Raw genomic sequence first — 26,906 nt, forward strand, 5'->3', positions numbered from 1 at the left:
TAAGCACGCCGCCAGCGTTCGTCCTGAGCCAGGATCAAACTCTCCAATAAGGATTGTGTTTGATCGCTCGAACAACACTGACTCGCAGACCGGAACATGGTCCACTTGAATGTCAGTTGTCCAGTCAATCTCAAAGGAAACCTCTTGACGAGGTTCATAAATTTACTGGCTATTCGGCACGCTGTTGAGTTCTCAAAGAACACGCGCTCACCATCGTGTTCCGCGTCTTACCGCGGTTCATTCCGGGGCTGGTGTTTCCGTTTGTGTTGCTGGAAGCTTAGCTCGTTCGTTTTCGCGGTGTCAAATCGGCCGTTTTGGCTTCTCGGCTCCGCGTCAAACCCGCTTCGCATTCAGTTTGCTTGTCCTGCGCTCCGCCCCGGTGTTTTCCGGCCCGTTCCGCGCTGGCAGGGAGAAACTTACACGAGTGCTCCGGGATAGTGAAATCGGGGGGTCGGTCAGGGCATCTCCGCAGCTAGACGTGGTGTCCGGGGCCGACTCGGAGGATGCTGTCCGGGTGCTGCTCTCCCCTCGACTCCGCCCGTGGGGCAGGTACGGCATCCACCTCGTCGTGGTCGCCGCTTGCTACTACACGGGCGCACGCCTCGGTCTCCTGCAGGCGTTGGTCAACGACCAGGTGACACCGCTGTGGCCGCCCACGGGCATCGCGCTGCTGGCGCTGATGGTCGGTGGCGTCCGGATGTGGCCCGGGATCGCCGTCGCGGCGTTCGTCGTGAACGTGACGCTGGGCGACAGCAGCTCGGCGTTCCTGATCAGCGTCGGCAACACGCTGGGTCCGGTGGTCGCCTTGCTGCTGCTCAAGCACTCGGGCTTCCGCACCGAGATCGACCGCACGCGCGACGCCCTGACGCTGGTGTTCCTGGGCGCGTTCGCCGGGATGGCGGTCAGCGCCACGATCGGCACCGGCGCGCTGCTGCTGTCGGGCACGGTGCGGTCGGCGGACTTCTGGCCCACCTGGTCGGTGTGGTGGACGGGCGACGCGATGGGCGTGCTGATCCTGGTGCCGCTGGTCCTGGCGGTGCGCAGGCTGCGGTTCCCGGTGCGGTCGGCGCGGCTGTGGGAGGCGGTGGCGCTGATCGTGTCCACCACGGGCGTCATGGTGGTAGCGGCGAGCAGCCCGTTGCGGTTGCTGTACCTGGTCTTCCCGTTCGCCATCTGGGGTGCGCTGCGCTTCCAGCACATCGGCGCGGCGCCGTGCGCGTTGATCGCCACGGTGATGGCGGCGCGCGGCGCGGCGGCGGGGATCGGGCCGTTCGCCAGCTTGGACCTGCTGAGCAGGATGGTGACGTTGCAGGCGTTCAACGGCACGGTGGCGTTGACGACGTTGGTGTTGAGCGCGGTGATCTCGGAGCGCAACGAGGCACGGCGGGCGATCGAGCGGACGTGCGCGCAACTCACCGACGTGGTGGAGGCGTACCGGCCGTTGCTGTTGGGCAACGGGGTCCGCCCGGAACGTCCCGAGGGCCGCTAGTGGACGTGCTGGTGGTCGGCGGGGGTCCGGCCGGGCGGGCGTTGGCGTCGGCGTGCTCGGCGCGCGGGCTGGTCACGTCGTTGGTCGACCCGAACCCGGAACGCCCGTGGCGGGCGACCTACGCCGCGTGGGCGGACGAGCTTCCGGCGGGTGCTCCGGTGGCGGTGTCGACGTCGAGGTCGCGGGTGTTCGCGGCCTCGGAGCACCGGATCGCGCGCGGGTACGCGGTGTTGGACAACGAGCGGTTGCGGCGGCTCCCGGACGATGTGCGCGTGGTGCGGGGCCTGGTGGCCGAACGGGGTGACGGGCACGTGGTGCTGCGTGACGGGCAGGTGCTGCGGGCGGGTGTGGTGGTGGACGCGTCGGGCGCTTCGGGGCGGGTGGCGCAGCACGCGGTGGGCGTGGTGGTGCCGGCGGAGCAGGCGGCCCCGTTCGTCGGTGCCGACGAGGCGCTGGTGATGGATTGGCGCAAGCCGCCGGCGGCGGGGTCGCCGGACCCGACGTTCTTGTACGGCATCCCGGTGCCGGGTGGCGGGGTGCTGCTGGAGGAGACCTCGCTCGCGCGTCGGCCGGGGCTGCCGGTGGCGGAGCTGCGGTTGCGGTTGCACGCGCGCCTCGCGGCGCACGGGATCCCGCTTCCCCGGGCCGAGGAGCGGGTGCGCGTCCCGCTGGCTGCGCGGCCCCGGCCGGGCGCGTTCGGCGCGGCGGCGGGGATGGTGCACCCGGCCACCGGGTACAGCGTGGCGGACGCGCTGCGGCTCGCGCCGGAGGTGGCGCGGGCGATCGCGGACGGGGTGCCGGTGGACCGGGTGGTGTGGCCGGCGGGTGCCCGCGCGGTGCACGCGCTGCGCCGGTTCGGGTTGGCCGCCGTCCTCGCCATGCGACCCGAGGAGGTTCCGGAATTCTTCGACCTGTTCTTCCACCTGCCCCGGAATCGTCAGCGCGATTACCTGGGGAACCGCTCCGACCTGCGCGGCACCGCCGGCGCGATGTCCGCGCTGTTCCGCTCGGCGGGGTGGGGGTTGCGCGGCCGGATGGCATTGTCCGTGCGCTCGGCCAAAGGTGTGCGAACTCCGGGTTAACGCTCTGGGCAAGACAAGATCGACCGGGCAGGATCTGCTGACGTGCCCGCTCTGCTGGATGACGTTCGCTTCGCCTTCCAGCCGCTGTTCAACCTCAACACCGGAGGGGTCGTCGCGGTCGAGGCACTGGCCCGCCCGCACGACGGCAGCGTGCAGGATCTGCTCCGCATGGCGTTCCGTGCGGGGTACTTGGCGAACACCGATGTGGCCCTCGCCTGCCGTGCGATCCGCAGCGCGGCCGATCACGACTTCACCCTCCCGCTGCACGTCAACCTGCTCGCGATGACGATCGCGGACAAGCCGGAGCACCTCGCTCCCCTCTACTCGGCGCTGCGCGACGCCGGGCGGCCGGCCGCCGACCTGGTGGTCGAGGTCGGCACGCCCTACTCGCGCGCGCCGCGCCACCGGCTGGTCCGGGGCCTGGAGCGGCTGCGCCACGACGGCTTCAAGCTCGGCCTGGACGGGGTCGGCGAGGGCGACGCCCCGCTGTCGCTGCTGGCCGAGGTGCAGCCCGAGGTGGTGAAGCTGGACCGCGAGGTGGTCCAGGAGCTGGCCGCCGACCCGGCGCGGTTCGCGCTGGTCCAGGGCTTGCAGCACCTGTGCGAGGCGACCGGGTCGCTGCTGGTCGCGGAGGGGGTGGAGACCGAGCCGCAGCTCGCGGCGCTGCGCCGGCTGGGCGTGCGGCTGGCCCAGGGCAACCTGCTGGCCGCCGCGCAGCGCCGGCCGAAGGTCGACGCGACCATCTCGGCCGTGCTCAGCGAGGTCAACGACCCGGAGGCGACGGCCAAGACGTCCACCCGGCCGCTGCGCCGCAAGGCGGGCCCCAAGGTGACCGACTTCCTGCACCCGGCGACGACCCTGCCCGAGTCGGCGACGTCCGAGGCCGTGCGGGACGTGCTGGCGTCCCAGCCGTCGGTGACCGGGGTGGTGCTGGTCGACGACGACGGCCGCCCGGCGTGGACGGTGGACCGCAACCGGTTCCTGCTCGCCGTGACCGGGCCGTTCGGGCACGCGCTGCACGCCAAGCGGGAGGCGGCGCGGCTGGCCGACAAGCCGCGCGTGATCGGGGCCGGGTCGACGGCCATGGAGATGCTCGACGTGGTCGCGCACACCAACCGCGAGCGCACCAACGACGACCTGGTGGTCGTGGACGGGGACGACCGGTGCGTGGGCGTGGTGCGGGTGGCCGACGTGGTGCGCGGCGTCGCGGAGATGAAGGTGGAGCAGGCGGCGGCGCTGAGCCCGCTGACCAGGCTGCCCGGCAGCGACTCGATCGCGCGCGAGGTCGACCGGCGGATCCTGTCCGGTGAGATCTTCGCGGTGGGGTGGCTGGACGTCGACGCGTTCAAGCGGGTCAACGACTCGGTGGGGTTCGCGGCCGGCGACGACCTGATCAGGGCGTTGGGGCGGACGTTGTCGGACGGTGCGCCGGCGTTCCCCGGCGTGCAGGTAGGGCACGTCGGCGGTGACGACTTCCTCGTCGTGGCCGGGCTGAACGAGATCGTGCCTTACGCGGCGGGTGTGTTGGATACGCCGTTTGACGCAGAGGGCCACGCGGTAACCCTGTCTTTGGCGACGCTCGTGTGCGCGGCGGGGTCGGTGAGTTCGTACCGGGAGGTCTCCCGGCTGCTCGCCCCGTTGAAGGAGCACGCGAAGTCGTTGCGCGGCAACAGTTGGGTGTTGGGCCGTCCGGGCAGCGACCACGTGGACGTACTGCGGGGTGGCGCGCATTTGGCGGTCAGCTAGGCGGCTCGGAAGTTCACCGCAACGATGCATGTGCACCCGAGCTGACCACTCATAGCATCAGGATGACTACCCACCGCAGGGAGGCCCCTGGTGAGCGAAGTCGACGTCAGCGCGCTGCCGCGCCCGCGAACCGAGTTCGACGCCGCGTTGTCGGTCGGCGTGGAAGAGGAGTTCCTGCTCGTGGACGCGGTCACCGGGGCGTTGACGCCGGTGGCGGGCGAGGTGTTGGGAGACTCCGACGGGGTGCTCGACCTGCAGGCCGAGATGACCCGCTACCAGGTGGAGAGCGCGACTGCGGTGTGCCGGACCATGGACGAGGTCCGGGCGCAGCTCGTGCAGTCCCGGCGGGCGCTGCGCGGGCTCGCGGAGGCGCACGGGGCCAGGATCGTGGCGACCGGGACGCCGGTGCTGGGCGGGACCCGGCCGCCGCCGCTGACCGACCGCCAGCGCTACCGCGACATCGAGCACCGGTACGGGTCGCTGATCGACGCGCTCATCATCTGCGGCTGCCACGTGCACGTCGGCATCCCCGACGAGGAGAGCGGGGTGCGGATCGCCAACCACCTGCGGCAGTGGCTGCCGGTGCTGCTGTCGATCAGCGCGAACTCGCCGTTCTCGGAGGGGCGGGACACCGGGTACGCGAGCTGGCGGTACCTGTCGTGGAGCCCGTGGCCCTCGGCCGGGGCACCGCCGTGGTTCGCCTCGGCGGAGGACTACCACCTGGCGACGCACACGTTGCGCACGTCCGGGGCGGCGATGGACGTCGGGATGGTCTACTGGGACGTCCGGCTGTCCGCCAGCCACCCGACCGTCGAGCTGCGGGTGTGCGACGTGGGCGCGACCGTCGAGGAGGCCGTGCTGGTCGCGGCGCTGGTGCGGGGCATCGCGGCGGTCGCCCTCTCGGGGGCGGCGGCGTTCCCCGTCTCGGACCTGGTGCTGCGCGCGGCGCTGTGGCGCGCCGCGCGGGACGGCGTCGAGGGGGCCGGCGTCGAGCCGCACACCGGGCGGCTGGTGGCGGCGGCGGACCTGGTGCGGGCGCTGGTGGAGTGGGTCCGGCCGGCCCTGCGGGCGAGCGGGGACGAGGAGCTGGTGGACGACGGCGTGGGGCGGCTGCTGCTGGACGGCGGCGGCGCGGCGCGGCAGCGCCGGGCGTTCACCCGGCGGGGCGAGCTGGGCGACGTGGTGGATTTGCTGGTGGCGCAGACGTAAGACGGCCAGACCCGGGATGCCACGACAAGGCACCGCAAAGCCACGAAGCCGAACTGCACCTACGAGGAGCGGTCATGTGGCTGGAGACCCTGACCTCGACCACATGATCCGAACCCCCGAACAGCTCCTAGCGCAGCTCGGCGATCCGGGCGTCCAGGATCGCGGTCGACTCGTGCTCGTGGGTGGCGCGTTCCCAGGCGTTGCGGAACGCGGTGAGGAACGGGGCGGTCGACTTCACGCAGTCGCTGCGGGCGATGTTGGCCACGAAGGCGATCGACTTGCCGCCCGCGAGGCGCAGCAGCGTGAACGGCAGGCCGAGCGCCGCGACGTTGCCGGCGGAGCGGGTGATCACGCGGAAGGCGACGTTGGGCAGGTGCGCGGTCTCGCGGAGGTGTTCGAGCTGGCGGCGCAGGGTGGCCGGGCCGCCGCTGGAGCGGGTGAGGCCGTCCTCGCCGAGGGCGACCCACACGCGCGGGCCGTCGGGGCGCAGGACGGTGCGGCCCCGCTCCGCCCGCTCCTCGGCGAGTGCGTCCACTTTGGACGTGACGACCAGGGGTGAGGCGGTCATCAGCGCGTGGGCGTACTCGCGGGTCTGGAGCAGGCCGGGGATCTCGTTGTAGACCATGCGGATCTCGACGGCGAGCCGCTCCAGGGCCAGGTATTGCTTGGCCCGTGCGCCGACCGTGGCCCCGGGGCGTGCCCTGCGCCGGGCGTCCTGGGCCAGGGCGCGGAACGCGCCGGTCCGCTCGGCGGAGGGCCGGTAGAGGGTGACCATCGCTTCGACGTCGCCGGGCGCGGGCGCGATCACACCGTTCTCGATCTTGGAGAGCTTGGTGGCGTAGAACCCCGGTCGCAGGTCCCTGAGCAGGCTCTCCGCGCGGCCGGGTTCGAGGCGGGCCGCGCGGCGGAGCTGCCTGGCCAGCTCGCCGCACCGGAGTCGTGAGATCAGCGGGTCGACCACCGTCGTTCACCTCACCCGTTCGAGCAATGGAATCTTGCTTTGCAGTCGGTACGCTAGTCGTGTCCTGCGCACAGGACGATAGCGATCAAGGGAGGGTCGACGCATGGCGGGATCGGTGCAAGGGGTGGTGGCCCACCAGTGGGCGATGGTGGACGGGAGTTCGCCGATCAAGAGCGAGCTGCACGCGGACGCCGTGCAGTTCACGTTCGGGGACGGGTCCGTCGAGCTGCTGTTCACGCCCGAGGCGTTGGCACGGCTGCTCAGCGAGGGGGCGGAGGCGTTGCGGTTGATGAACGCCGGCGGCTGACCCGGTGGGGGAACGCCGACAGCGGTCGCCACGGGGATGGCGACCGCTGTCGGTGGTCGTGCGGGGAGGAGGGCCTAGACCGTGAAGCCGAGGGCGCGGAGCTGCTCGCGGCCGTCATCGGTGATCTTCTCCGGGCCCCACGGGGGCATCCAGACCCAGTTGATGCGGAAGTCGTCGACGATGCCGCCGCCCGGTCCGCCGGTGAGGGCGGTGCGGGTCTGGTCCTCGATGACGTCGGTCAGCGGGCACGCGGCCGACGTCAGGGTCATGTCGATCAGCGCCACGTTGTCGGCGTCCACGCGGATGTCGTAGACCAGGCCCAGGTCGACCACGTTGATGCCGAGTTCGGGGTCGACCACGTCGCGCATGGCCTCTTCGAGGTCGTCCACGCTGGGCAGGTCCGCCTTCGGCGCGGGCGGCTCGGGCATCCCGCCGACGCCGCGCACCACGTCGTCACCCGGGGCCGACGCCTCCGGGGCGGTGCTGTTCTCGGTGGTCTTGTCCGGGGAGGTCATGCCGTTGCTCCTTCGCTGCGGGCCACCGCGTCCTTGAAAGCCATCCAGCCCAGCAGGGCGCACTTCACGCGGGCCGGGTACTTCGCCACGCCGGCGAACGCGATGCCGTCCTCCAGCACGTCCTCGTCGGGCTCGACCTTGCCCCGGCCGTGCATCAGCTCCACGAAGGCGTCCATCTTCTCGAACGCCTCCCCCACCGGCCTGCCGACCACCAGGTCGGTCAGCACCGAGGTGGACGCCTGGCTGATCGAGCAGCCCTGGCCGTCGTAGGACACGTCGGCGACGCGCTCGCCGTCCAGCTTCACCCGGAGCGTGACCTCGTCGCCGCAGGTCGGGTTGATCTGGTGCGACTCGGCGTCGTACGGGTCGCGCAGGCCCCGGCCGTGCGGGTTCTTGTAGTGGTCCAGGATGATCTCCTGGTACATCTGCTGGAGCTGCACCTACGCCACCACCCCGAAGAACCGCTGGGCCTCGCGCACGCCGTCCACCAGGGCGTGCACCTCGTCCAGCGTGTTGTACAGGTAGAAGCTCGCGCGCACGGTGGCGGCGGCGTCCATCCGCCGGTGCAGCGGCCACGCGCAGTGGTGGCCCACGCGGACCGCGATGCCGAGGCTGTCGAGCACCTGGCCGACGTCGTGCGCGTGCACCCCGTCGACCACGAACGACACCGCGCCGCCCCGGTCCTCCAGGTCGAGCGGGCCGACTACCCGGACGCCGGGGACCTCGGCGAGCCCGCGCAGGGCCGCCTCGGTGAGCACGTGCTCGTGCGCGGCGACGCGGTCCATGCCGATCGCGCCGAGGTAGTCCACGGCCGCGCCGAGCGCCACCGCCTGCGACGTCATCGGCACGCCGGCCTCGAAGCGCTGCGGCGGCGGGGCGAACGTCGAGCCCGCCATCTGCACCATCTCGATCATCGACCCGCCGGTGAGGAACGGCGGCAGCGCCGCCAGCAGCTCGTGGCGCCCGTAGAGGACGCCGACGCCGGACGGGCCGAGCATCTTGTGGCCGGAGAACACCGCGAAGTCCACGCCCAGCGCCCGGAAGTCGACCGGGCCGTGCGGCACCGACTGGCACGCGTCGAGCACGGTGAGCGCGCCGACCGCGTGCGCCTTGTCCACGATGGACCGCACGGGGTTGACCGTGCCGAGCACGTTGGACTGGTGGGTGAGCGCGACGACCTTGGTCCGCTCGGTGATCAGCGAGTCCACGTCGGACAGGTCGAGCCTGCCCTCGTCGGTCACGCCGAACCAGCGCAGGGTCGCCCCGGTGCGCTGCGCGAGCTGCTGCCACGGCACGAGGTTCGCGTGGTGCTCCATCTCGGTCACCACGACCTCGTCGCCGGGGCCGAGCCGGAACCGCGCGGCCTCGGGGCCGGCGACCGAGGCGTTGCCCATCGCGTACGCGACGAGGTTGATGCCCTCGGTGGCGTTCTTGGTGAAGACGACCTCGTCGAAGTCGACGCCTACGAACGCGGCGATCCTCGCCCGCGCGCCCTCGTAGGCGTCGGTCGCCTCCTCGGCGAGCTGGTGCGCGCCCCGGTGCACGGCGGCGTTGGCGGTCTCCAGGAACGCCCGTTCGGCGTCGAGGACCTGCGTGGGCCGTTGCGAGGTGGCACCGGAGTCCAGGTACACCAGCCGCTTGCCCTCGCGCACGGTGCGTCCCAGGATCGGGAAGTCCGCGCGCACGGCAGCGACGTCCAGCGGAGCAGCGGTGGTGGTCACGACTCCGACGCCTCCTCTCGAACTGTTGATCTCACGAACAGGACAACGTCAGCCGACCTTGGCGGCTTCCTGGTTGCCGGTGTACTTCACGTAACCCTGCTCCTCCAGCTGGTCGGCCAGCTCGCGGCCACCGGACTCGGCGATCCGGCCGTTGGCGAACACGTGCACGAAGTCGGGCTGGATGTACTTGAGGATGCGGGTGTAGTGGGTGATCAGCATGACGCCGGCCTCGCCGGACGCCTTGAACTTGTTGACGCCCTCGGACACCACGCGCAGCGCGTCGACGTCCAGGCCGGAGTCGGTCTCGTCGAGGATGGCGATCTTCGGCTTGAGCAGGCCGAGCTGGAGGATCTCGTGGCGCTTCTTCTCGCCGCCGGAGAAGCCCTCGTTGACCGAGCGCTCGGCGAAGGCCGGGTCGATGTCCAGGTCGGACATCGCGCCCTTGACCTCCTTGACCCAGTGCCGCAGGTTCGGGGCCTCGCCGCGCACGGCGGTGGCGGCGGTGCGCAGGAAGTTCGACATCGAGACGCCGGGGACCTCGACCGGGTACTGCATGGCGAGGAACAGGCCCGCGCGGGCCCGCTCGTCCACCGACATCTCCAGCACGTCCTCGCCGTCCAGCGTCACGCTGCCGGAGGTGATCTCGTACTTGGGGTGACCGGCGATGGCGTAGGACAGGGTCGACTTGCCCGAGCCGTTCGGACCCATGATCGCGTGGGTCTCGCCGGCCTTGATGGTCAGGTCGACGCCCTTGAGGATCTCCTTGGACGCCTCGTCGGTGGTCACCGAGACGTGCAGGTCCTTGATCTCCAGAGTGGCCATGTGGTGCTCAGTTCTCCTGGTGTGCGCCGGGTGGGGCGCTCGGAAGTCAGTTCGTGGTGGCGTTCAGGGTGGCGGTGACGTCCACGTAGACGTCGCCGCCACGGAGGTCGACGGCGAAGACGTCGACCGGTTCCGTCGCGGGCGGGGACGAGGGGCGGCCGGTGCGCAGGTCGAAGCACGACCCGTGCAGCCAGCACTCGACGCCCTTGCGGGTCACGTCGCCTTCGGACAGCGCGACCTCGGCGTGGGTGCAGAGGTCGCGCAGCGCGTGGACGGACCCGCCGTCGCGGACGAGCAGCACGGGGGTGTACTCGTCGCCGACCTCGAACGCGACCGGCTTGCGGTCGTCGAGGTCGGACAGCGAGCACACCCGGATCACGCGCCCACCGCTTCCAGCTCCGCCTCGATCGCGGCTTCCAGGCGCTCGCGCACCTCGGGGACGCCGATCTTGAGCAGGATCTCGTGGAAGAAGCCGCGCACGACCAGCCGCCGGGCCTGCTCCTCCGGGATGCCCCGGGCCTGCAGGTAGAACAGCTGCTCGTCGTCGAACCGGCCGGTGGCGCTGGCGTGGCCCGCGCCCTCGATCTCGCCGGTCTCGATCTCCAGGTTCGGCACCGAGTCGGCGCGCGCGCCGTCGGTGAGCACCAGGTTGCGGTTGAGCTCGAAGGTCTCGGTGCCCTCGGCCGCCGCGCGGATCAGCACGTCGCCGATCCACACGGTGTGCGCGTCGTCGCCCTGGAGGGCACCCTTGTAGACCACGTTGCTGCGGCAGTTGGACACCGCGTGGTCCACGAACGTGCGGTGCTCCAGGTGCTGGCCCGCGTCGGCGAAGTACAGCCCGAGCAGCTCCGCGTCGCCGCCGCGCCCGGTGTAGGTGACCACCGGGGTGAGCCGGACCAGGTCGCCGCCCAGGGTGATGACGGTGTGCTTGAACGTGGCGTCGCGGCCCAGCTCCGCGTGGTGCGCGGAGACGTGCACCGCGTCGTCGGCCCAGTCCTGGATCGCCACGACGGTCAGGTGTGCGCCGTCGGCGACGACGAACTCCACGTTGTCCGCGTACGCGCCGGAGCCCCGGTGGTCGACCACCACGACGGCCTCGGCGAACTGCTCGGCCCGGACCTGGAGGTGCCCGTAGGCGACCTGGCCCAGGCCGGGACCGGTCACCGTGACGGTGGTCGGCCCGACCTTGGTGTCCTTGGGCAGCGTGACGACGGTGGCCTCGGTGAACGAGGTCCACGCCTGCGCGGCGATCCGGTCGCCGGGGGTGCCGGCGGTGCCCAGGCGCTCGTCGCCCTTGGCGGCGGTCTCGACCCGGACGCCGTCGGCGGCCTTGACCTCGACGGTCGCGGTGCCCGTGGCGGGCACGCCGGTGTGCAGGCCGGCCAGGCGCTTCATCGGCGTGAAGCGCCAGATCTCCTCCCGGCCGCCGGGCACCTCGAACGCGTCCACGTCGAACGACGTGAAGTGGTCCGCGCGCGAGGAGATCGGCACGCCCGCGCCGTGGGAGTGGGCCGTCAGGCCGTGTTGCTGGTCCTCAGTCGTGACGGCCATGTCAGCCGACGGCCCCTTCCATCTGCAGCTCGATCAGGCGGTTCAGCTCGAGGGCGTACTCCATGGGCAGCTCGCGCGCGATGGGCTCGACGAACCCGCGCACGATCATCGCCATGGCCTCGTCCTCGTCCAGGCCGCGCGACATCAGGTAGAACAGCTGGTCCTCGGACACCTTGGAGACGGTGGCCTCGTGGCCCATCGACACGTCGTCCTCGCGGACGTCGACGTACGGGTAGGTGTCGGAGCGGCTGATGTTGTCGACCAGCAGCGCGTCGCACTTGACCGTGGACTTCGAGTGGTGCGCCCGCTTGTTGACCTGGACCAGGCCCCGGTAGGAGGTCCGGCCGCCGCCGCGCGCCACCGACTTGGACACGATGGTGGACGACGTGTGCGGTGCCATGTGGACCATCTTCGCGCCGGCGTCCTGGTGCTGGCCCTCGCCCGCGAAGGCGATGGAGAGCACCTCGCCCTTGGCGTGCTCGCCCATCAGGAACACGGCCGGGTACTTCATGGTGACCTTGGAGCCGATGTTGCCGTCGATCCACTCCATGGTCGCGCCCTCTTCGGCCTTGGCGCGCTTGGTGACCAGGTTGTAGACGTTGTTCGACCAGTTCTGGATGGTCGTGTAGCGGCAGCGGCCACCCTTCTTCACGACGATCTCCACGACCGCGGAGTGCAGCGAGTCCGAGGAGTAGATCGGCGCGGTGCAGCCCTCGACGTAGTGCACGTAGGCGCCCTCGTCGACGATGATCAGGGTCCGCTCGAACTGGCCCATGTTCTCGGTGTTGATCCGGAAGTACGCCTGGAGCGGGATCTCCACGTGCACGCCCTTCGGCACGTAGATGAACGAGCCGCCGGACCACACCGCCGAGTTGAGCGCGGAGAACTTGTTGTCACCGGAGGGGATGACCGAGCCGAAGTACTCCTGGAAGAGCTCCGGGTGCTCCTTGAGGCCCGTGTCGGTGTCCAGGAAGATGACGCCCTGGCGCTCCAGCTCCTCGTTGATCTTGTGGTAGACCACCTCGGACTCGTACTGGGCGGCGACACCGGAGACCAGGCGCTGCTTCTCCGCCTCCGGGATGCCCAGCTTGTCGTAGGTGTTCTTGATGTCGTCCGGCAGGTCCTCCCAGGTCTGGGCCTGCTTCTCGGTCGACCGGACGAAGTACTTGATGTTGTCGAAGTCGATCGCCGACAGGTCCGACCCCCAGGTCGGCATCGGCTTGCGGTCGAACAGGCGCAGCGCCTTGAGGCGGAAGTCGAGCATCCACTCGGGCTCGGCCTTCTTCGCCGAGATGTCCCGGACGACGTCCTCGTTCAGACCACGACGGGCGCTCGCGCCTGCCACGTCCGAGTCCGACCAGCCGAACTCGTAGTTGCCGATGCTCGCCAGGGTCTCTTCCTGGGTGAGCGGGGCTGTGGTGGTGCGCTGCTCGGCAGCGGCAGTCATGCGGGCTCCCCTCCATCTGAAGGTCGTGGGTCGGTCTCGCCGACGGTGATCGGGGGTGTGTTCGGGATGTGGGTCGTGCACACGGCGTCGCCCCGGGCGATCGTCGCCAGGCGCTGCACGTGGGTGCCGAGCAGGTCGGCGAACGCCGCCGTCTCGGTCTCGCACAGCTGCGGGAACTCGGCGGCCACGTGCGCGACCGGGCACAGGTGCTGGCACAGCTGCTCGCCCGCCCCCACGTGTCGCGCCGAGGCAGCGTAGCCCTCCCTGGTCAGCGCGACCGCGAGGGCCTGCGCCCGCCCGGCCGGGCCCGGCTGCGCCACGATGGCGGCCCGGTGCTGGTCGACGAGTGCGGACACCCGGCGCTCGGCGAAGGCTCGTACCGCCTCCTCCCCGCCCTGCTCGGCGAGGAACCTCAGGGCCGCGACGGCGAGGTCGTCGTAGGCGTGCCCGAACCGGGACCTGCCCTGCTCGGTCAGCAGGAACAGCTTGGCCGGGCGCCCCCGGCCGCGCTGACCCCGGCGCGGGGCCTCCCTGCCGACCGCTTCCCCGTCGGCCACCAGCGCGTCGATGTGCCGGCGCACCGCGGCGGGGCTCAGGCCCAGCTCCTCCGCGACCGAGGCCGCGGCGATCGGGCCCTGCTCCAGCAGCAGGCGTGCGACGGCGTGCCGGGTGCGCCCGTCGTGCCCGGGGGGCACGGCGGTCGGATCGCTCCCGACGTTTTTCACAACACCAGTGTTGCGTATTTCCCCGGTGCTCGCAAAGATCAGCCCGGATCGGGTGACCCGACTCACGTGCCGGGGGCGGTCGCTACCCTTCGGGCGTGACGGCGGGCGGATTGGTGATGGCGGACCGGGACGGGTTGGGCGAGGCAGCGCCGCTGGACACCCGTGAACGGCGGCAGCTCGACATCATCCGCCGCTGGGGCACGGTCGGCGCGCTGCTGATGTTCGTGGGCTCGCTGGGCGCGGGCGCGGCCCCGGTGTTCAGCCCGCTGCCGGGCACCCCGGTGCTCGGCCTGTTCCCCCGGATGTCGACCGCCTCGATGGCCGTGGTGTGGACCGGGGTGTTCCTGGTCGTGTCGGCGTGGCTGTGGCTGGGCAGGTTCGCCCGGCCGGGCCGGCCCCGGCTGGTCTCGCGCAGCCAGCTCGACCGCACGCTGCTGATGTGGATCACCCCGCTGGTGTTCGTCCTGCCGATGTTCAGCCGTGACGTGTACAGCTACCTCGCCCAGTCGCAGATCGCCGCCAACGGGCAGGACCCCTACGAGCTGGGGCCGCAGAGCGCGCTGGGCGTGGACCACCCGCTGACCTGGAACGTGCCGAACATCTGGCGCGAGACGCCCGCGCCCTACGGGCCGCTGTTCCTGGCCATGGGCCGGGTCATCTCGATGGTGACCGGCGACAGCGTGCTGCCGGGCATCTTCCTGCACCGCCTGCTCGTCCTGGTCGGCCTGGCGATGATCGTGTGGGCGCTGCCCCGCCTGGCGCGGCGCTTCGGCGTGCCGCCGGTCAGCGCGCTGTGGCTCGGCGCGGCCAACCCGCTGGTGCTGTTCCACCTGGTCGTGGGCGTGCACAACGAGGGCCTGGCGATCGGGCTGATGCTGGTCGGCCTGGAACTGGCGCTGCGGAAGATGCCGGTGGTGCCGGGGTCGCCGATGACCCGGGAAGAGCTGCTGTGGATCGCGCTCGGCGCGACGATGATCACCTTCGGCGCGGCGGTGAAGATCCCCGCCGCGCTCGCGCTCGGGTTCCTCGGGGTGATGATCGCCCGGCGGATGGGCGGGTCGTTCCTCGACCTGGTGAAGGCCGCGCTGCTGCTGGGCGTGGTCTCCGGGGTGGTGATGGTCGGGACGTGCCTGGGCACCGGGCTGGGGTTCGGCTGGATCTCGACGCTCAACGTGGCCGGGACCGTGAAGAGCTGGATGTCGCCGCCGACCGCCATGGGCTTCATGGGCGGCGGGCTGGGGCTGCTGCTCGGGCTGGGCAACCACACGGACTCGATGATCGCGCTGATGCGGCTGGTCACGCAGGCCGTGTCCGTGGTGATCGCGGGCCTGCTGCTGTGGAAGGCGTTCAAGGGGCGGATCAAGGCCGTCAACGGGCTGGGCGCCGGGTTGGGCGCGGTGCTCGTGCTCGGGCCGGTGTTGCAGCCCTGGTACGTGCTGTGGGCGGCGTTGCCGCTGGCCACTGCCGTGCTGGCGAAGCGGTTCCGGATGTTCGCCATGGTCACCAGCGCGGTGGTCGCGGTGGTGCTGCCGCCCACGGGCGCGGCGTTCGACGGGCGGGCCTACATCGTCCCGCAGGCGGTGGCGGCCTCGGTGCTCGCGTTCCTGCTGTGCGTCTTCGTGGCGCGCAAGCAGGTGATGCCGCTGATCCGGCGCGACCCGGTGCCCGACGCCGCCTGACCCCCTCGGCGCGCTCGTGGCGTGCGGCCGTTCGGGTGCGCGGCACGGCGTCCGGTTCCCGGACGTGCGTGCGGTGGGAAGGTGACCCGATCGGGGCGTAACCCGTTGGTCCCGGCGGGCGACTTACCGGTACCTGGGAAGATCGCCCGCACGTCCGGGGAGGGAGCGTGTGATGGCCGACGTGCCGCACGAGCAGATCCGGTTTGCCGTCGTGCTCAACGGCGGGGTCAGCCTGGCCGTGTGGATGGGCGGTGTCGTCCTGGAGCTCGACCGGCTCACCCGGGGCGACGGGGTGTACGCCGACCTGCTGGACCTGGTCGGCAGCACGGCCCGCGCGGACGTGATCACCGGCACCTCGGCCGGCGGCATCAACGGGGCCGCGCTGGCGCTGTCGCAGGTCAACGCGAACGCCAAGCTGGAGCGCCTGCGCGACCTGTGGGCCGAGCAGGGCCGGATGGAACAGCTGCTGCGCACCCCGTTCCGGGGGTCGCCGGTCTCGCTGCTCAAGGGCGACGAGTTCTTCCTGCCCCGGTTGCAGGAGGCGCTGGACCGGCTGACCACCGACTTCTCCCCCACCCCCGCCGACGAGCGGCCCGTGGACCTGCGGATCACCACCACGCTGCTCGGGGGCGTGCCGACGGTCACCTACGACGACCTCGGGCAGGCCCTGGTCCAGTCGTCCTACCAGGGCAGCTTCTCGTTCCGGCGGGAGCCCAACGGGCAGGACGACTTCACCGCCGACCGGCTGCCGACGCTGGTGGACCGGATGGCGCTGGCGGCCCGGTCCTCCGCGTCGTTCCCGTTCGCGTTCGAACCGTCTTACGTGCCCGTGGGACCGGAGACGGACAACGGGCGGCCCAACATGGCCGAGGTCGCGTCGTGGGCCAACGGCACCGACAACCGGTCGCGGTACGCCGTGGACGGCGGCGTGCTGGTCAACACGCCGACCAAGGAGGCGTTGGAGGCCATCGACCGGATGCCGGCCGAGGGGCCCGTGCGGCGGGTGATGCTCCTGGTCTTCCCGCACGCGAAGGAGGACGCCGACGCGCCGACCGCCCCGGTCGACGGCAAGCCGCCCAGCACGATCGGCACGGGCGCGCGCCTGCTCGGCGCGCTGACCAGCCAGAGCGGGCGCACCTACGTCGAGCGGATCGAGGAGCACAACCGGCTGGCGGCGTCGCGGCGCGGCGGGCGCAGCGCGCTGCTGGACCGGCTCGCCTCGGGCGGTGCGGTGGTGGCGAAGCTCTACGGGCTCGCGGCCACGCTGCACGACCACTACGAGGACATCCGGATCCGGCACGCCGCCCGGGACGTCACCTCCCGCCAGTTCGAGGTGCCGGGCGCGAACGCCGCCGGCTGGACCTTCGAGCGGGTGCGCGCCTCGGCCGAGGCCGCGCAGCGGTCCTACCTGGCCCAGTGGGGCGGCCTGCCCTACGTGCCGGGCAGTCCGCAGCCGGCCCCGCTGCCCGAGCGCGGCTGGCCGTGGGGCATCGGGATGGCCGACCGGCTCTCGGCGGCGGCGATGGACCTGCTCAAGCGGCTGGTGTGGGTGGTGCCGAAGGACCTGCCCGGCGCCGACCGGCTCGCCCAGGCCCGGACCAACCTCTACGACCTGCGCGCCGGGCTGCGGGCGGCGCGCGCCGAGCTGGACGGGCAGTGGACGACCGGCCGGGCGCAGGCGCTCAACCAGCAGTACTGGGAGGGCCGGGTCGAGGCGTTCGCGGCCGGAATGCTGCCCACCGGGCCGGCGGGCGCCGACGGCGCGGCGGACTCGGTCGGGCAGAGGGTGCGCGCCCAGGTGGACCGGATCGCCGCCATCCTCGGCGACGCGCGGGACGTGCTCGGCGAGCTGGACGACGACCGGGTGCGCATGGCCGGGCTGGTGTCGTGGCGGGAGCTGCTGGCCCAGCCGCGCACCGACGACGAGACCGCCGCCGGGCTGCTGGGCGACGAGTTGCTGCTGTCCCGCGCGCTCGCCCTGGAGGTCGCGGTGACCTGCCTGGCCGACGACTCGCGCAGCGGCATGGACCAGGCGGTCGACCTGGTGCAGATCAGCCTCCAGACCCGCAACGCGTTCGCCGAGCACAGCACCACGCCCGACGACAAGGCGGGCGGGGCGTCGCTGAGCCGGTTCTCCGGGTTCCTGAAGCGGTCCTGGCGGGTCAACGACTGGATCTGGGGCCGGGTCGACGGGGCGACCATGCTGTGCAAGGTCGTGTTCGACCCGAAGCGGCTGATGCGGATCGACCGGCTGACGCCGTCGGACGCGCCCGCCGCCGAGCGCGCCCGCGACCGCGTCGAGCACCTGGTGCGCAAGCTGTTCGGCGAGGGGCTGCCCGCGTCGCTGGAACCCCTGGTGGAGCGGGCGGTCACCGACCTGGCGGCGCTGTACGACAGCTCCGGCGGCGACCACCCGCCGACGTGCGAGGCGCTGGCGGAGCTGGCCGCGTGGGGGCTGCACGTGCGGATCATCTGCGAGGAGCTGCCCGCGCTGCGGGCCTCGATCCTGGCCGACCGCAGCGAGGGCGCGGACCGGCGCTCGCGCGGCGAGCTGTTCCTGGAGGAGCAGGCGGCGCTGCTGGCGCGGCTGCCGGTGCGCACCGACGCGCAGCGGGTGGAGATCGGCATGGAGGCGCTGGCCGCGTTCGACCGGGCCGGGATCGGGCGCGAGCCGCTGTCCCAGGAGGCGTCCAGCGACCAGGTGATCCGGACCGCCGCGACCGCCGCGGCGGTGGCGATCACCGTGGCGGACAGCGAGAACTCCGGGCTCGGGCCCGCGAAACCGCTGACCCGGACGCTGCGCGGGGCGGCGCTGCTGCCGTACTGGACCATCACCGGGTTGACCCGGGGCGGGCGGCTGGCGCAGTTCCTCGGGCTGCTCGGGTTCGCGCTGGGCGGGGCGCTGCTGGTGCTGGCGCTGTTCGACCTGCTGCCGCCGTGGGCGGTGGGGCCGGCGGCGGCGTTCGGCAGCGCCACGCTGCTGGCCGCGTTCGGCTACGCCGCGCTGCGCACCGGGACGTTGCTGCACGGCCTGGTGCTGCTGTCGCCGGTGATCCCGCTGACGGCGGTCGCCGTGGACCGGACGCGGGCGGCGATGGGGTCGGGCGTGACCGCCGAGCAGGGCCTGACCGGCATGGTCGCCCTCGGCGGCGTGGTGCTGGTCGTGCTGGGGTTGCTGGTGATCGGCAGCCTGCCCGCGCCGGTCGGCACGCCGCTGGCGGTGCTCAAGAGGATCCGGCTCAGGCCCCGGCTGCTGGTGCGGGTGCTGGTGGTGGCGCTGATCGTGGCCGGGATCTGGGCCGTGGTGCGCTACCGGCTCTACGACGTGGACGCGACCCTCGTGGTGGTCGGCACGGTGGTGGCGATCGTGTTCGGCGCGGTGGTGTCGCTGCGGCTGGGCCGTTCGCTCCAGCGCTGGCGCCAGGTGGACGGCGTGTGGGCCACCGAGAACGCCGAGCCGCCCGCCGCCGCGACGGCCGGGTGGGCCGCCGTGTACGGGGCGCTGCTGTTGGTGCTCGGCGCGGCCGTGCAGGTGTTCACGCTCCGGTTCGTCGGCTGGGAGGCGGTGCTGGCGACGGCGCTGTCGTTCGGCCTGGTGCTGCTGCTGGTGACCACGTGGTGGGTGCCGTTGAAGGCGCGGCGGCGGATCACCCGCAACCTGGTGGAACAGGCGTCGTTCGTCGACTTCGCGGGCAACGTGGCGGAAGGTCTGCTCAAGCGGTTGGAGGGGCACGCGATGCTGTTCCGCTTCCTGACCACTGTGGACGGTCACGGCAAGCCGGTGCTCGGTCCGGCCGGCCTGCGGGTGGCCCAGCGCATCGCCCACCTCCAGGCGACCGGCGAGGACGACGACTGACCCCTGCGATGCCGTCGGCCGGACGCCGGTTGGGCCGGACGGCGGGATTGGGCCGGACGGCGGAGGTGCGGTGGCTCTCGGCCCAGCAGCCCGGCGACCGAACGGCGACCCTTGCGCCGGGTGGCCGTGCGCGGCTCGTCGGACCGGGTGGGCCACCTGGCGGACAACGCATTTCACCGTTGACAGGTATTCCCGCCGGGAGTGAGACTGCGAGCCGCTAGTCCCTCGGAGAGAAGGGCGCACAGCGATGTCGAGACTTCTCCTACTGGTGTTCACGGCCCTGCCGGCCATCATGGGCGCGGCCCACCGGCGCAACGCGGGCAAACGCCGCAGGGAACGGGAAGAGGCCGAGGGCAGGTCCTCGGGGATCGGCCCCTACGCGGCCGGCGCGGCGGCCACCGCCGTCAACACCGGGGTGAGCGAGGGCATCAAGCACGCGCACCACGTGTACGACGACAAGCACCGCCACCGCCACGACGACAACACCGGCACCGACAACGACCCCGGCGGCTACGACCCGCCGGACGTCACGTTCGACCCGCCGGACTTCGGCTGACCGGCCCGGTCCGGGGACGGCGGTGCGCCGTCCCCGGACCGGGAGAGCCGCCTCGGGACGCCGGGGCGGTCACGCCGCCAGGACCGGGTGGGCGACGGCGGGCAGGCCCATCGCCTGCGCGTAGAGGCCCTCGAACTTCTCCAGCGTCGCCTCGATCGCGTGCGCGCCGATCAGCTCCAGGCTCGCCGCGCCCATCCGCGCCGTCACAGACGGGTCGGAGACCACCGAGTGCAGGCGGTCCGCCAGGCCCGGCACGTCGCCCGGCGTGAACAGCCACCCGTTGCGGCCCGGCCGGCACAGGTGCGGCAGCGCCATCGCGTCGGCCACCACCACCGGCTTGCCCGCCGCCATCGCCTCCATCGTCGCCAGGCTCTGCAACTCCGCGATGCCCGGCATGCAGAACAGGTCCGCGCCCGTATAGGCGTCCAGCAGCTCCTCTTCGCCCACGAACCCCCGGAACCGCACCCGGTCGGTGATGCCGAGTTCCGCCGCCAGCAGCTCCCACTCCGCGCGGCACGAGCCGTCGCCCACGATGTCGGCGTGCAGGCGCGGCACCAGGGCCACCGCGCGCAGCAGCTCGTCCACCCGCTTCTCCTCGTCCAGCCGGCCCACGAACAGCACCGTCGGGCCGTCGTTCGAGCGCACCGCCGGGCGCAGCCGGTAGCGGTCGATGTCGATGCCGCACGACACCGCGACCGCCCTCGGCGGGAAACCGTTGTCGTGCAGCAGTTGCACCGCGCGCGGGGTCGGCGCGGTCACCACGTCCGCCACCCCGAACACCCGGCCCAGGTCGCGCCACGCCCACCGGGACGCCAGGCCCTGCAACCACTGCGGGCAGCGGGCGTGGCCGAACAGGTTCTCCGGCATGAAGTGGTTGGTGGCCACGGTCGGGATGCCCAGCTCGGCCGCCTGCCTCAGCACGTACCGGCCGACCACGAAGTGCGCCTGGACGTGCACCAGGTCGGGCTTCAGCTCCGCGAGCAGCGCGCCCACGTCCTTGCTCACCTGCCACGGCAGGCCGATCCGGAACGTGCGGTGGAACGGCGTGCGGTGCGACCGCAGCCGGTGCACGGTGATCCCGTCCACCTGCTCGGTGCGGGCCCGGCCCACCGGGTCGACCGCGATCACGTGCACGTCGTGGTCCCGTCCCGCCAGGCCGGTGGCCAGGCGGTGGGCGAACCGGGCCGCGCCGTTGACGTCCGGCGGGAACGTCTCAGCGGCGATCACGATCCGCATGGCGCGTCCGTTGTACACAGTGGTCTCCGATCTCGAAGGTGCGTGGAAGTCGTTGTGGTTGCCGTGCTCGGGGTCCTGCCTGCGGGCGAGCACGACCACGCCGCCGATGGCGGTCACGGCGCAGGCCAGCTCGGCCAGGGCGACGAACCCGGAGGTCCTGGTGGCCTCACCGAGCAGCCCCGCGCCGATGCCGACGGCGACGAGCGGGTCCACCACGGTCAGGCAGGCCACCGCCAGGTGCGGCGGCCCACTGGCGTAGGCGTGCTGGATGAACCAGCCGCCGACGAGCAGGGAGGCGGCGATGCCCGCCGCCGAGAGCGCGGTCGTCCAGTCGACCCGGCCGGCCTGGACGTCCTGGGACACCGAGCGCATGAGCACCGACACGTAGCCGTAGGCGACGCCGCCCGCCGCGCCGAAGCCCAGCCCCCGCGACACCGGCCCGGTCGACAGCACGCCCAGCAGGACCGGCGCGGCGATCAGGCCCAGCACCAGCAGCCCCGCCGTCAGCTCCGCCTCCGGCACGACCGGGGTGGCAGTGGCGCTGCCCGCCGCCAGGAACACGAACGCACCCACGCCGAAGGTCGTCACGGCCACGGCGGGCAGCTCGCGGCGGCGGCCGTCGAGCACGGCGGTGATGCCGATCGCCAGCACCCCCACCGGCTGCACGACGCTCAGCGGGGCCATGCCCAGCGCCACCGCGTGCAGCCCGGCACCGACCACCAGCAGCACCAGCCCGGCCAGCCAGCGCGGCCGGCGCAGCAGCTCCACCACCCGCAGCGCGCCCTCGGTCGCGCGCACCGCGTCGTGCTGCCACCGCGCGGCGACCGCGAAGAACACCGCGCCCACCACGGCGAGCAGGACCGCGAGCCACGTCACGACCGCACCTCCCGCCGGGCGACGGCGGCGGCCAGCGCGAACAGCAGCCCGTACAGCAGGGCGAACAGCAGCCGCTCGAAGAGGCCGAGCAGCACCGCACCCTGGTAGGTCAGCGTCACGTGGCTCACCATGAATGCCACCGAGGTGATCCCGGAAGCGACCGAGAAACGGCGCACCGTGGTACTGGAAATGAACCGGCGGGAAATCAACCACCCGGCCAGCGGCAGGCTGGCGAACATCACCGCGCCCGCGTAGCGGTGCACCGCGCCGGAGAACGACGTCGGCGTGCCGGTCGGGTCGGTCGGGAACACGGCGGCCACCGCCAGCCCCGCCGCCCACAGCCCCATCAGCACCGCCACCGGCCCCCGCCTGGGCAAACCCCGTCGCACCAGCACGGCCAGCAGCGCGACCGACGCCGCCGCCAGGGACAGCGCGGTGACCGCCAGCAGCCCGCTGCCGTTGGCGACGAAGATGTAATCGCTGATCGTGTGGCTGATCGGGCTAAGCTGGCCGACCGACGCCACGTGCAGGTAAACAATCGGGAACAGCGACAGGACAAGGCCCGCAACAGCCAGCGGCAGCACCGCCGCCCGTCTTTTCCCCCGCATCTCCGCCACACCGGAATCTTCGTCGCGGAACAACGCCCTGAACTATCCGGATTGCCCCCGAGGTGACCCTGAGGTGTCCCCGACGACCCTGGTGGGGCCAGCCCCACCCCGGGGTGGCGCGGACCCCACCACCGGCACCGCGCGGCGGACGCCTTAGGCTCTGCCGTCGTGAGCCCGCACCCCCAGCACCCTGCCGTGGAAGTGTCGGGGCTGGTCAAGCGCTACGGCTCCGTCGTCGCGGTGAACGGACTCGACCTCACCCTGGACCGAGGTGCCGTCCTGGCGCTGCTCGGGCCCAACGGCGCGGGCAAGACCACGACCGTCGAGGTGTGCGAGGGCTTCCGCAAGGCCGACGGCGGCCACGTCCGGGTGCTCGGCCTCGACCCGCGCTCCCCCGCGCTGCGCCCGCGCGTCGGCGTCATGCCGCAGGGCGGCGGCGGCTACCCCGGCGTCCGCGCCGACGAGATGCTCCGCGTGGTCGCCGCGTGCGCCGCGAACCCGCTGGACCCCGCGTGGCTGCTGGACGTCCTCGGCCTCGGCGGCGTCGGCCGCACCCCGTACAAGCGCCTCTCCGGCGGCCAGCAGCAGCGGCTCTCACTCGCCTGCGCCCTGGTCGGCCGGCCGGAGCTGGTGTTCCTGGACGAACCCACCGCCGGCATGGACCCCCAGGCCCGCAGGCTGGTGTGGGACCTGGTGACCGCCCTGCGCGCGGACGGCGTCAGCGTCCTGCTCACCACCCACCTCATGGACGAGGCCGAGGCGCTCGCCGACCACGTCGTGATCGTCGACGCGGGCCGCGTGGTCGCCGCCGGCACCCCGGCCGAGCTGACCGCCCGGACCGAGGACGACCAGCAGCTCCGGTTCCGCGCCCGACCCGGCCTCGACCTGACCCTGCTGACCGGCGCGCTGCCGGAGGGGATGCGGGTCCGCGAAGCCGGCCGGGGCGGCTACCTGGTCGAGGGCCGCATCGACCCGCAGGTCGTGTCCACCGTGACGTCGTGGTGCGCCCAGCAGGGCGTGCTGGCCGAGGAGCTGACCGTGGCGAAACGCAGCCTGGAGGACGTGTTCCTCGACCTGACCGGACGGGAGCTGCGGTCATGACCTTCGCCCCCGGCACCTTCACCCCCGCGCCCGGCCGGGGCCCGCTGGGCAGGATGCTGCTCACCCAGGCGCGCACCGAAGCCGTCCTGACCCTGCGCAACGGCGAGCAGATCCTGCTCACCGTCCTCATCCCGGTCGCGCTGCTGGTCGCGCTCGCCACCATGGCGGTCATCCCGGTGCCCGAGCCGAGGGTCGGCTCCGCCGTCGCCCGGGTCCTCGCGCTCGCCGTCATCTCCTCGGCGTTCACCGGCCAGGCCATCGCCCTGGGCTTCGACCGGCGCTACGGCGTGCTCAAGCGGTTGGCCGCCACCGCGCTGCCCCGCTGGCTGCTGGTGGCCGGGCGGGTGACCGCCGCGCTCGCCGTCGTCGCCGTCCAGGTCGCCATCATCGCCGGCACCGCGCTGCTGCTCGGCTGGGACCTGCCGGCCGCCGGCGGGCTGCTGTGGGCGGTCGTGCTGCTCGTGCTCGGCACGCTGTCCTTCGGCGCGCTCGGCGTGCTGCTCGGCGGGGCGCTGCGCGCGGAGATCGTGCTGGCGCTGGCCAACATCGTGTGGTTCGCGCTGCTGCTCGTCGGCGGCGTGGCGCTCGGCGTCGACACCCTGCCCGGCTGGCTGGCCGCCGTCGTCCACCTGCTGCCCTCCGCCGCCCTGGCCGAGGGCCTGCACACCGCCGTCGTCGACGGCGGTGCGCCCGGCCTCCGGCAGGTGCTGGTGCTGCTCGGCTGGGGTGCCGCCGCCGCGGTGCTGGCCACCCGCACCACCAGGCTGAGCTGACCGGTCACACCTCGCAGGCGTACAGGTCCGGGTACACCTCCAGCGTCTCCGTGCCGATCCCGGTGACCCGCCCCTCGCCCCCGTGGTCGACGCAGAAGTAGTAGGTCGGCTCCGTGGCCGCCCGCGCGTCCCCTCCCTCCGGCTGGGACAGCGAGAGCGCGCTGAACGGCTCGTCGACCCCGCTGCCGCGCAACGCGGCGAGCGCCTTGTCCTCGATCATCGTGAACGGGTCCACGACGCGCAGACCCGCCACGGGCTCCCAGATCTCGGTCACCTGGTACTCGCCGTCGACGCCGTAGACGTAGCTGAAACCGCCGGACGGGTGGCTCGGGTCGGTGAAGTGCAGCGCCCACCGCCGGATGCCCTCGACGCCGGTGACCGGCGGCTCGTCCAGGGCGGCCTCCGCACCCCGGAACCGCGCGTCGGGATACTTCTGCGCGGCCTTGTCCTTCGCGGCGGCCACCACGGCGGGCAGGCCCACCCCCACCGGCGCGGCGGTGGCGGGCGAGGTCGTGAGCAGGCCGGCGGCGAGCGTCACAGCCGCCGCCAAGCCCGTGGTGCGCAGTTTCATGTGCCTGTCTCCCCACATGTCGTCCGAACTGCCCCGCACCCGATGCAACCTCCGGACCGGCCCGACCGCCAACTGCTTTCACCCCACCGGGAAGACCGAGGGGCGCGGTGAGCCGCACCACGTCACCCGGAAGGGCCACCGACCCGGCCGCGACCTCTCAGCTCCCGGTACCTACCATCGGTAGCCGTGCCCACCTGGTTGACCGCTTTCCTCCTCAAGTTCCAGCGCGTGTTCGCCATCGCGGTGGTGATCGCGGAGGCGGGGATCGCGGTGACCGGGTCGGTCGTCCGGGTCACCGGGTCCGGGCTCGGCTGCCCCACGTGGCCCCAGTGCGTGTCCGGCAGCCTCATCCCCGTCGAGCACCCCGAGGTCGCGCCGCTGCACCAGTGGGTCGAGTTCGGCAACCGCACGCTGACCGGCGTCGTCGGCATCATCGCCGCGCTGTGCGTGCTGTCCGCCTGGGTGGACCGGCCGCGCCGGCGGCGGGTGCTGACCCTCGCGCTGGTCCAGTTCGGCGGCGTCGTGCTCCAGGCCGTCATCGGCGGGTCGCTGGTGCTCACCGGGTTGCTGTGGTGGACGGTCAGCATCCACATGCTGGTGTCGATGGTGCTCACCTGGGCGGCGGTGCTGCTGGTCTCGTCCCTGCGGGAGGGCGACGGGCCCGCCGTGCCGCTGGTGTCGGCGAACGTGATGCGGTTGCAGGTCGTGCAGGCGGTCGTGCTGGGCCTGCTGATGCTCGCCGGCACGTTCGTCACCGCCGCCGGCCCGCACGCCGGCGACGCCGCCACGCCCCGGCTCCAACTGCCCGTGCCCGCCCTCGCGCAGATCCACGCCGACCTGCTGTTCCTGTTCCTGGGGATGCTCGTCGCGCTGGGCTTCATGCTCGGCCGCGCGGCCCGGCGCGCGTACCTCGCCCTGATCGCCACCGTCCTCGCCCAGGGCGCGGTCGGCATGGTCCAGTACTGGACGGGCGTGCCCGAGGTGCTCGTCTCGGTGCACGTGCTGGGCGCGGGGGCGGTCGTGATCGCCACGGCGAACCTGTGGACCGCGACCCGCGTGCGCCCTCACCTCGACGACGAGGGCCTGCGCTCCCAGACGTCGGGCAGCTCGGTCGCCAGCCACGTGTAGAGGTCGTCCACGGTCCGCAGCCGCTGGGCCCGCTCCGGGTCGCCGCTCATCAGCCGCATCCCGGACTCGGTCAGCTCGCGCACGCTGGTCAGCGCGTCCAGCTTGCGCTGCACCAGGTCGGCCCACTTCTTCTCGTTGATCCGGTACTGCGCCGCCTGCCGGCCCCGGCGCGTCCGCTTGGTCACCAGACCTGCGTTGACCAGGAACTTCAGGTTCGTGGAGATCGAACCGCTGGACGCCTCCAACTCCTGCGACAGCTCCGCCGCCGTGCGCTCGACCGGCCGGCACACCAGCAGGTAGCCGAGGATCCGCCCGCCGATCAGCGGGATGCCCTCCTCGGCGAAGTGCGCCGCGAACCGCTCGATCCACGCGGACAACCGCGTCTCCCGCCCCACACCCACGCTGACCAGCCCCCTGGTTCTGTCGACGCTGAAGCCATCGTAGGCAATCAGAGGCGGCGCAGGCCGGCCAACACGCGCTCCATGAGGTCGAGATCGGGTTCCCCGGTCGACGCGGTGCCGTGCACGTCGACCAGGCCCCGCTCGGCCATGTCACCGAGCAGCACCTTCGCCACGCCCAGCGGCAGCCGCAGCAGCGCCGCCACCTCGGCCACCGAGCGCGGCACGGCCACCAGGGTGACCACCTCCTGGTACTCGGACTTCAGCGCGCCCGGTAAGTCCCGGTCCACCGCCGACACCAGGGTCTCGACCTCCAACTGGTGCGACGACGTGGTCCGGCCGCCGGTCCACGCGTAGGCGCGCACGCTCGACGCCGCCTCTTCGCGCGGGAACTCCTGCTCGTCCTGGAACACCGGGTGCGGCCTGGTCGGCCGCTCCACCGGGGCCGGCTCCTCGGCACGCCGGGGCGCCCGCCGCCCGCTCAGGCTGAACCCGTCGAGCAGGTCGGCGAACGACCGCTCCGCGTCCGGTCCGTCGTCCTGGGTCATG

General features: G+C 72.4%; 25 protein-coding genes. 11 read left to right on the forward strand and 14 right to left on the reverse strand.

The window, feature by feature from the left end; translation table 11 throughout:
* Nucleotides 1-514 precede the first annotated feature (514 nt).
* From AB0I60_RS23185 to AB0I60_RS23200, 4 genes are all read left to right on the forward strand, one after another.
* On the forward strand, nucleotides 515-1,489 hold the full coding sequence (locus tag AB0I60_RS23185) for an MASE1 domain-containing protein (RefSeq protein ID WP_360732869.1): 975 nt from the start codon (nucleotides 515-517) through the stop codon (nucleotides 1,487-1,489).
* Nucleotides 1,489-2,571: a lycopene cyclase family protein gene (locus AB0I60_RS23190; RefSeq protein ID WP_360732871.1), complete on the forward strand. Its 1,083-nt coding sequence runs from the start codon at nucleotides 1,489-1,491 to the stop codon at nucleotides 2,569-2,571. The genes AB0I60_RS23185 and AB0I60_RS23190 overlap by 1 nt, the downstream gene beginning before the upstream one ends.
* Nucleotides 2,572-2,613: 42 nt before the next feature.
* Nucleotides 2,614-4,317, forward strand: a complete 1,704-nt coding sequence (locus AB0I60_RS23195) for a GGDEF domain-containing protein (RefSeq protein ID WP_360732873.1) — start codon at nucleotides 2,614-2,616, stop codon at nucleotides 4,315-4,317.
* A 90-nt stretch (nucleotides 4,318-4,407) separates the two neighbouring features.
* A complete protein-coding gene (locus AB0I60_RS23200; RefSeq protein ID WP_360732875.1) occupies nucleotides 4,408-5,526 on the forward strand; it encodes a glutamate--cysteine ligase in 1,119 nt (372 codons plus the stop codon).
* A 127-nt stretch (nucleotides 5,527-5,653) separates the two neighbouring features.
* Here AB0I60_RS23200 and AB0I60_RS23205 read toward each other — a convergent pair whose 3' ends face one another.
* Nucleotides 5,654-6,487 carry a DUF5753 domain-containing protein gene (locus AB0I60_RS23205; protein WP_360732877.1) on the reverse strand — a complete coding sequence of 278 codons (834 nt, stop codon included), beginning with the start codon at nucleotides 6,485-6,487 and terminating at the stop codon, nucleotides 5,654-5,656.
* A gap of 103 nt (nucleotides 6,488-6,590) precedes the next feature.
* On the opposite strand from AB0I60_RS23205, the gene AB0I60_RS23210 reads away from it, so the two are divergent.
* Nucleotides 6,591-6,794 carry a hypothetical protein gene (locus AB0I60_RS23210; RefSeq protein WP_360732879.1) on the forward strand — a complete coding sequence of 68 codons (204 nt, stop codon included), beginning with the start codon at nucleotides 6,591-6,593 and terminating at the stop codon, nucleotides 6,792-6,794.
* Nucleotides 6,795-6,868: 74 nt separating this feature from the next.
* Here AB0I60_RS23210 and AB0I60_RS23215 read toward each other — a convergent pair whose 3' ends face one another.
* The 8 genes from AB0I60_RS23215 to AB0I60_RS23250 all read right to left on the reverse strand — a co-directional run bounded on the left by AB0I60_RS23215 (nucleotide 6,869) and on the right by AB0I60_RS23250 (nucleotide 13,575).
* Nucleotides 6,869-7,222 carry a metal-sulfur cluster assembly factor gene (locus tag AB0I60_RS23215; RefSeq protein ID WP_360733364.1) on the reverse strand — a complete coding sequence of 118 codons (354 nt, stop codon included), beginning with the start codon at nucleotides 7,220-7,222 and terminating at the stop codon, nucleotides 6,869-6,871.
* Between the two features lie 83 nt (nucleotides 7,223-7,305).
* Complete coding sequence (gene sufU, locus AB0I60_RS23220) at nucleotides 7,306-7,749, reverse strand: Fe-S cluster assembly sulfur transfer protein SufU (RefSeq protein WP_360732880.1); 444 nt, start codon at nucleotides 7,747-7,749, stop codon at nucleotides 7,306-7,308.
* Complete coding sequence (locus tag AB0I60_RS23225) at nucleotides 7,750-9,030, reverse strand: cysteine desulfurase (protein WP_360732882.1); 1,281 nt, start codon at nucleotides 9,028-9,030, stop codon at nucleotides 7,750-7,752.
* 48 nt (nucleotides 9,031-9,078) lie between these two features.
* The gene (gene sufC / locus AB0I60_RS23230) at nucleotides 9,079-9,852 is read right to left on the reverse strand and encodes a Fe-S cluster assembly ATPase SufC (protein ID WP_360732884.1); all 774 of its coding nucleotides are present in this window, start codon (nucleotides 9,850-9,852) and stop codon (nucleotides 9,079-9,081) included.
* 46 nt (nucleotides 9,853-9,898) lie between these two features.
* Nucleotides 9,899-10,231: a non-heme iron oxygenase ferredoxin subunit gene (locus AB0I60_RS23235; RefSeq protein WP_360732886.1), complete on the reverse strand. Its 333-nt coding sequence runs from the start codon at nucleotides 10,229-10,231 to the stop codon at nucleotides 9,899-9,901.
* Nucleotides 10,228-11,403, reverse strand: coding sequence for a Fe-S cluster assembly protein SufD (gene sufD / locus AB0I60_RS23240; protein ID WP_360732888.1), 1,176 nt, complete (start codon nucleotides 11,401-11,403; stop codon nucleotides 10,228-10,230). Before sufD ends, AB0I60_RS23235 begins: the two co-directional genes overlap by 4 nt.
* A gap of 1 nt (nucleotide 11,404) precedes the next feature.
* Nucleotides 11,405-12,850, reverse strand: coding sequence for a Fe-S cluster assembly protein SufB (gene sufB / locus AB0I60_RS23245; protein WP_360732889.1), 1,446 nt, complete (start codon nucleotides 12,848-12,850; stop codon nucleotides 11,405-11,407).
* Nucleotides 12,847-13,575 (reverse strand): metalloregulator ArsR/SmtB family transcription factor, encoded by a 729-nt coding sequence (locus AB0I60_RS23250; RefSeq protein WP_360732891.1) that lies wholly within the window; start codon nucleotides 13,573-13,575, stop codon nucleotides 12,847-12,849. The genes sufB and AB0I60_RS23250 overlap by 4 nt, the downstream gene beginning before the upstream one ends.
* A 95-nt stretch (nucleotides 13,576-13,670) precedes the next feature.
* Here AB0I60_RS23250 and mptB point away from each other — a divergent pair, with 95 nt between their 5' ends.
* The 3 genes from mptB (at nucleotide 13,671) to AB0I60_RS23265 (ending at nucleotide 19,666) form a co-directional block, all read left to right on the forward strand.
* A complete protein-coding gene (mptB, locus tag AB0I60_RS23255) occupies nucleotides 13,671-15,254 on the forward strand; it encodes a polyprenol phosphomannose-dependent alpha 1,6 mannosyltransferase MptB (protein ID WP_360732893.1) in 1,584 nt (527 codons plus the stop codon).
* Between the two features lie 172 nt (nucleotides 15,255-15,426).
* The gene (locus tag AB0I60_RS23260; RefSeq protein WP_360732894.1) at nucleotides 15,427-19,110 is read left to right on the forward strand and encodes a patatin-like protein; all 3,684 of its coding nucleotides are present in this window, start codon (nucleotides 15,427-15,429) and stop codon (nucleotides 19,108-19,110) included.
* A gap of 247 nt (nucleotides 19,111-19,357) precedes the next feature.
* Nucleotides 19,358-19,666: a hypothetical protein gene (locus AB0I60_RS23265; RefSeq protein ID WP_360732896.1), complete on the forward strand. Its 309-nt coding sequence runs from the start codon at nucleotides 19,358-19,360 to the stop codon at nucleotides 19,664-19,666.
* A 69-nt stretch (nucleotides 19,667-19,735) separates the two neighbouring features.
* On the opposite strand, the gene AB0I60_RS23270 is transcribed toward AB0I60_RS23265, so the two are convergent.
* Nucleotides 19,736-21,778 carry a glycosyltransferase gene (locus AB0I60_RS23270; protein WP_360732898.1) on the reverse strand — a complete coding sequence of 681 codons (2,043 nt, stop codon included), beginning with the start codon at nucleotides 21,776-21,778 and terminating at the stop codon, nucleotides 19,736-19,738.
* Nucleotides 21,775-22,386 carry a DUF998 domain-containing protein gene (locus AB0I60_RS23275; protein ID WP_360733366.1) on the reverse strand — a complete coding sequence of 204 codons (612 nt, stop codon included), beginning with the start codon at nucleotides 22,384-22,386 and terminating at the stop codon, nucleotides 21,775-21,777. The genes AB0I60_RS23270 and AB0I60_RS23275 overlap by 4 nt, the downstream gene beginning before the upstream one ends.
* Nucleotides 22,387-22,554: 168 nt before the next feature.
* On the opposite strand from AB0I60_RS23275, the gene AB0I60_RS23280 reads away from it, so the two are divergent.
* Together AB0I60_RS23280 and AB0I60_RS23285 are read left to right on the forward strand one after the other, a co-directional pair.
* Entirely contained in the window at nucleotides 22,555-23,487 is a 933-nt protein-coding gene (locus AB0I60_RS23280; protein WP_360732899.1) for an ABC transporter ATP-binding protein, read from the forward strand.
* Nucleotides 23,484-24,260: an ABC transporter permease gene (locus AB0I60_RS23285; protein WP_360732900.1), complete on the forward strand. Its 777-nt coding sequence runs from the start codon at nucleotides 23,484-23,486 to the stop codon at nucleotides 24,258-24,260. The genes AB0I60_RS23280 and AB0I60_RS23285 overlap by 4 nt, the downstream gene beginning before the upstream one ends.
* 4 nt (nucleotides 24,261-24,264) lie before the next feature.
* Here AB0I60_RS23285 and AB0I60_RS23290 read toward each other — a convergent pair whose 3' ends face one another.
* Nucleotides 24,265-24,831, reverse strand: a complete 567-nt coding sequence (locus AB0I60_RS23290) for a hypothetical protein (RefSeq protein WP_360732901.1) — start codon at nucleotides 24,829-24,831, stop codon at nucleotides 24,265-24,267.
* Nucleotides 24,832-25,017: 186 nt separating this feature from the next.
* Between AB0I60_RS23290 and AB0I60_RS23295 the strand changes: the two genes are divergently transcribed.
* Entirely contained in the window at nucleotides 25,018-25,959 is a 942-nt protein-coding gene (locus AB0I60_RS23295; protein WP_360732903.1) for a COX15/CtaA family protein, read from the forward strand.
* Here the strand turns inward: AB0I60_RS23295 and AB0I60_RS23300 are convergent.
* Together AB0I60_RS23300 and AB0I60_RS23305 are read right to left on the reverse strand one after the other, a co-directional pair.
* Entirely contained in the window at nucleotides 25,896-26,336 is a 441-nt protein-coding gene (locus AB0I60_RS23300; RefSeq protein ID WP_360732904.1) for a helix-turn-helix domain-containing protein, read from the reverse strand. The two genes, AB0I60_RS23295 and AB0I60_RS23300, sit on opposite strands and share 64 nt — an antisense overlap.
* A 71-nt stretch (nucleotides 26,337-26,407) precedes the next feature.
* Entirely contained in the window at nucleotides 26,408-26,905 is a 498-nt protein-coding gene (locus tag AB0I60_RS23305) for a DUF742 domain-containing protein (protein ID WP_360732905.1), read from the reverse strand.
* Nucleotide 26,906 lies beyond the last annotated feature (1 nt).

The sequence above is a fragment of the Actinosynnema sp. NPDC050436 genome, assembly GCF_040655415.1.
GTDB lineage: Bacteria > Actinomycetota > Actinomycetes > Mycobacteriales > Pseudonocardiaceae > Actinosynnema.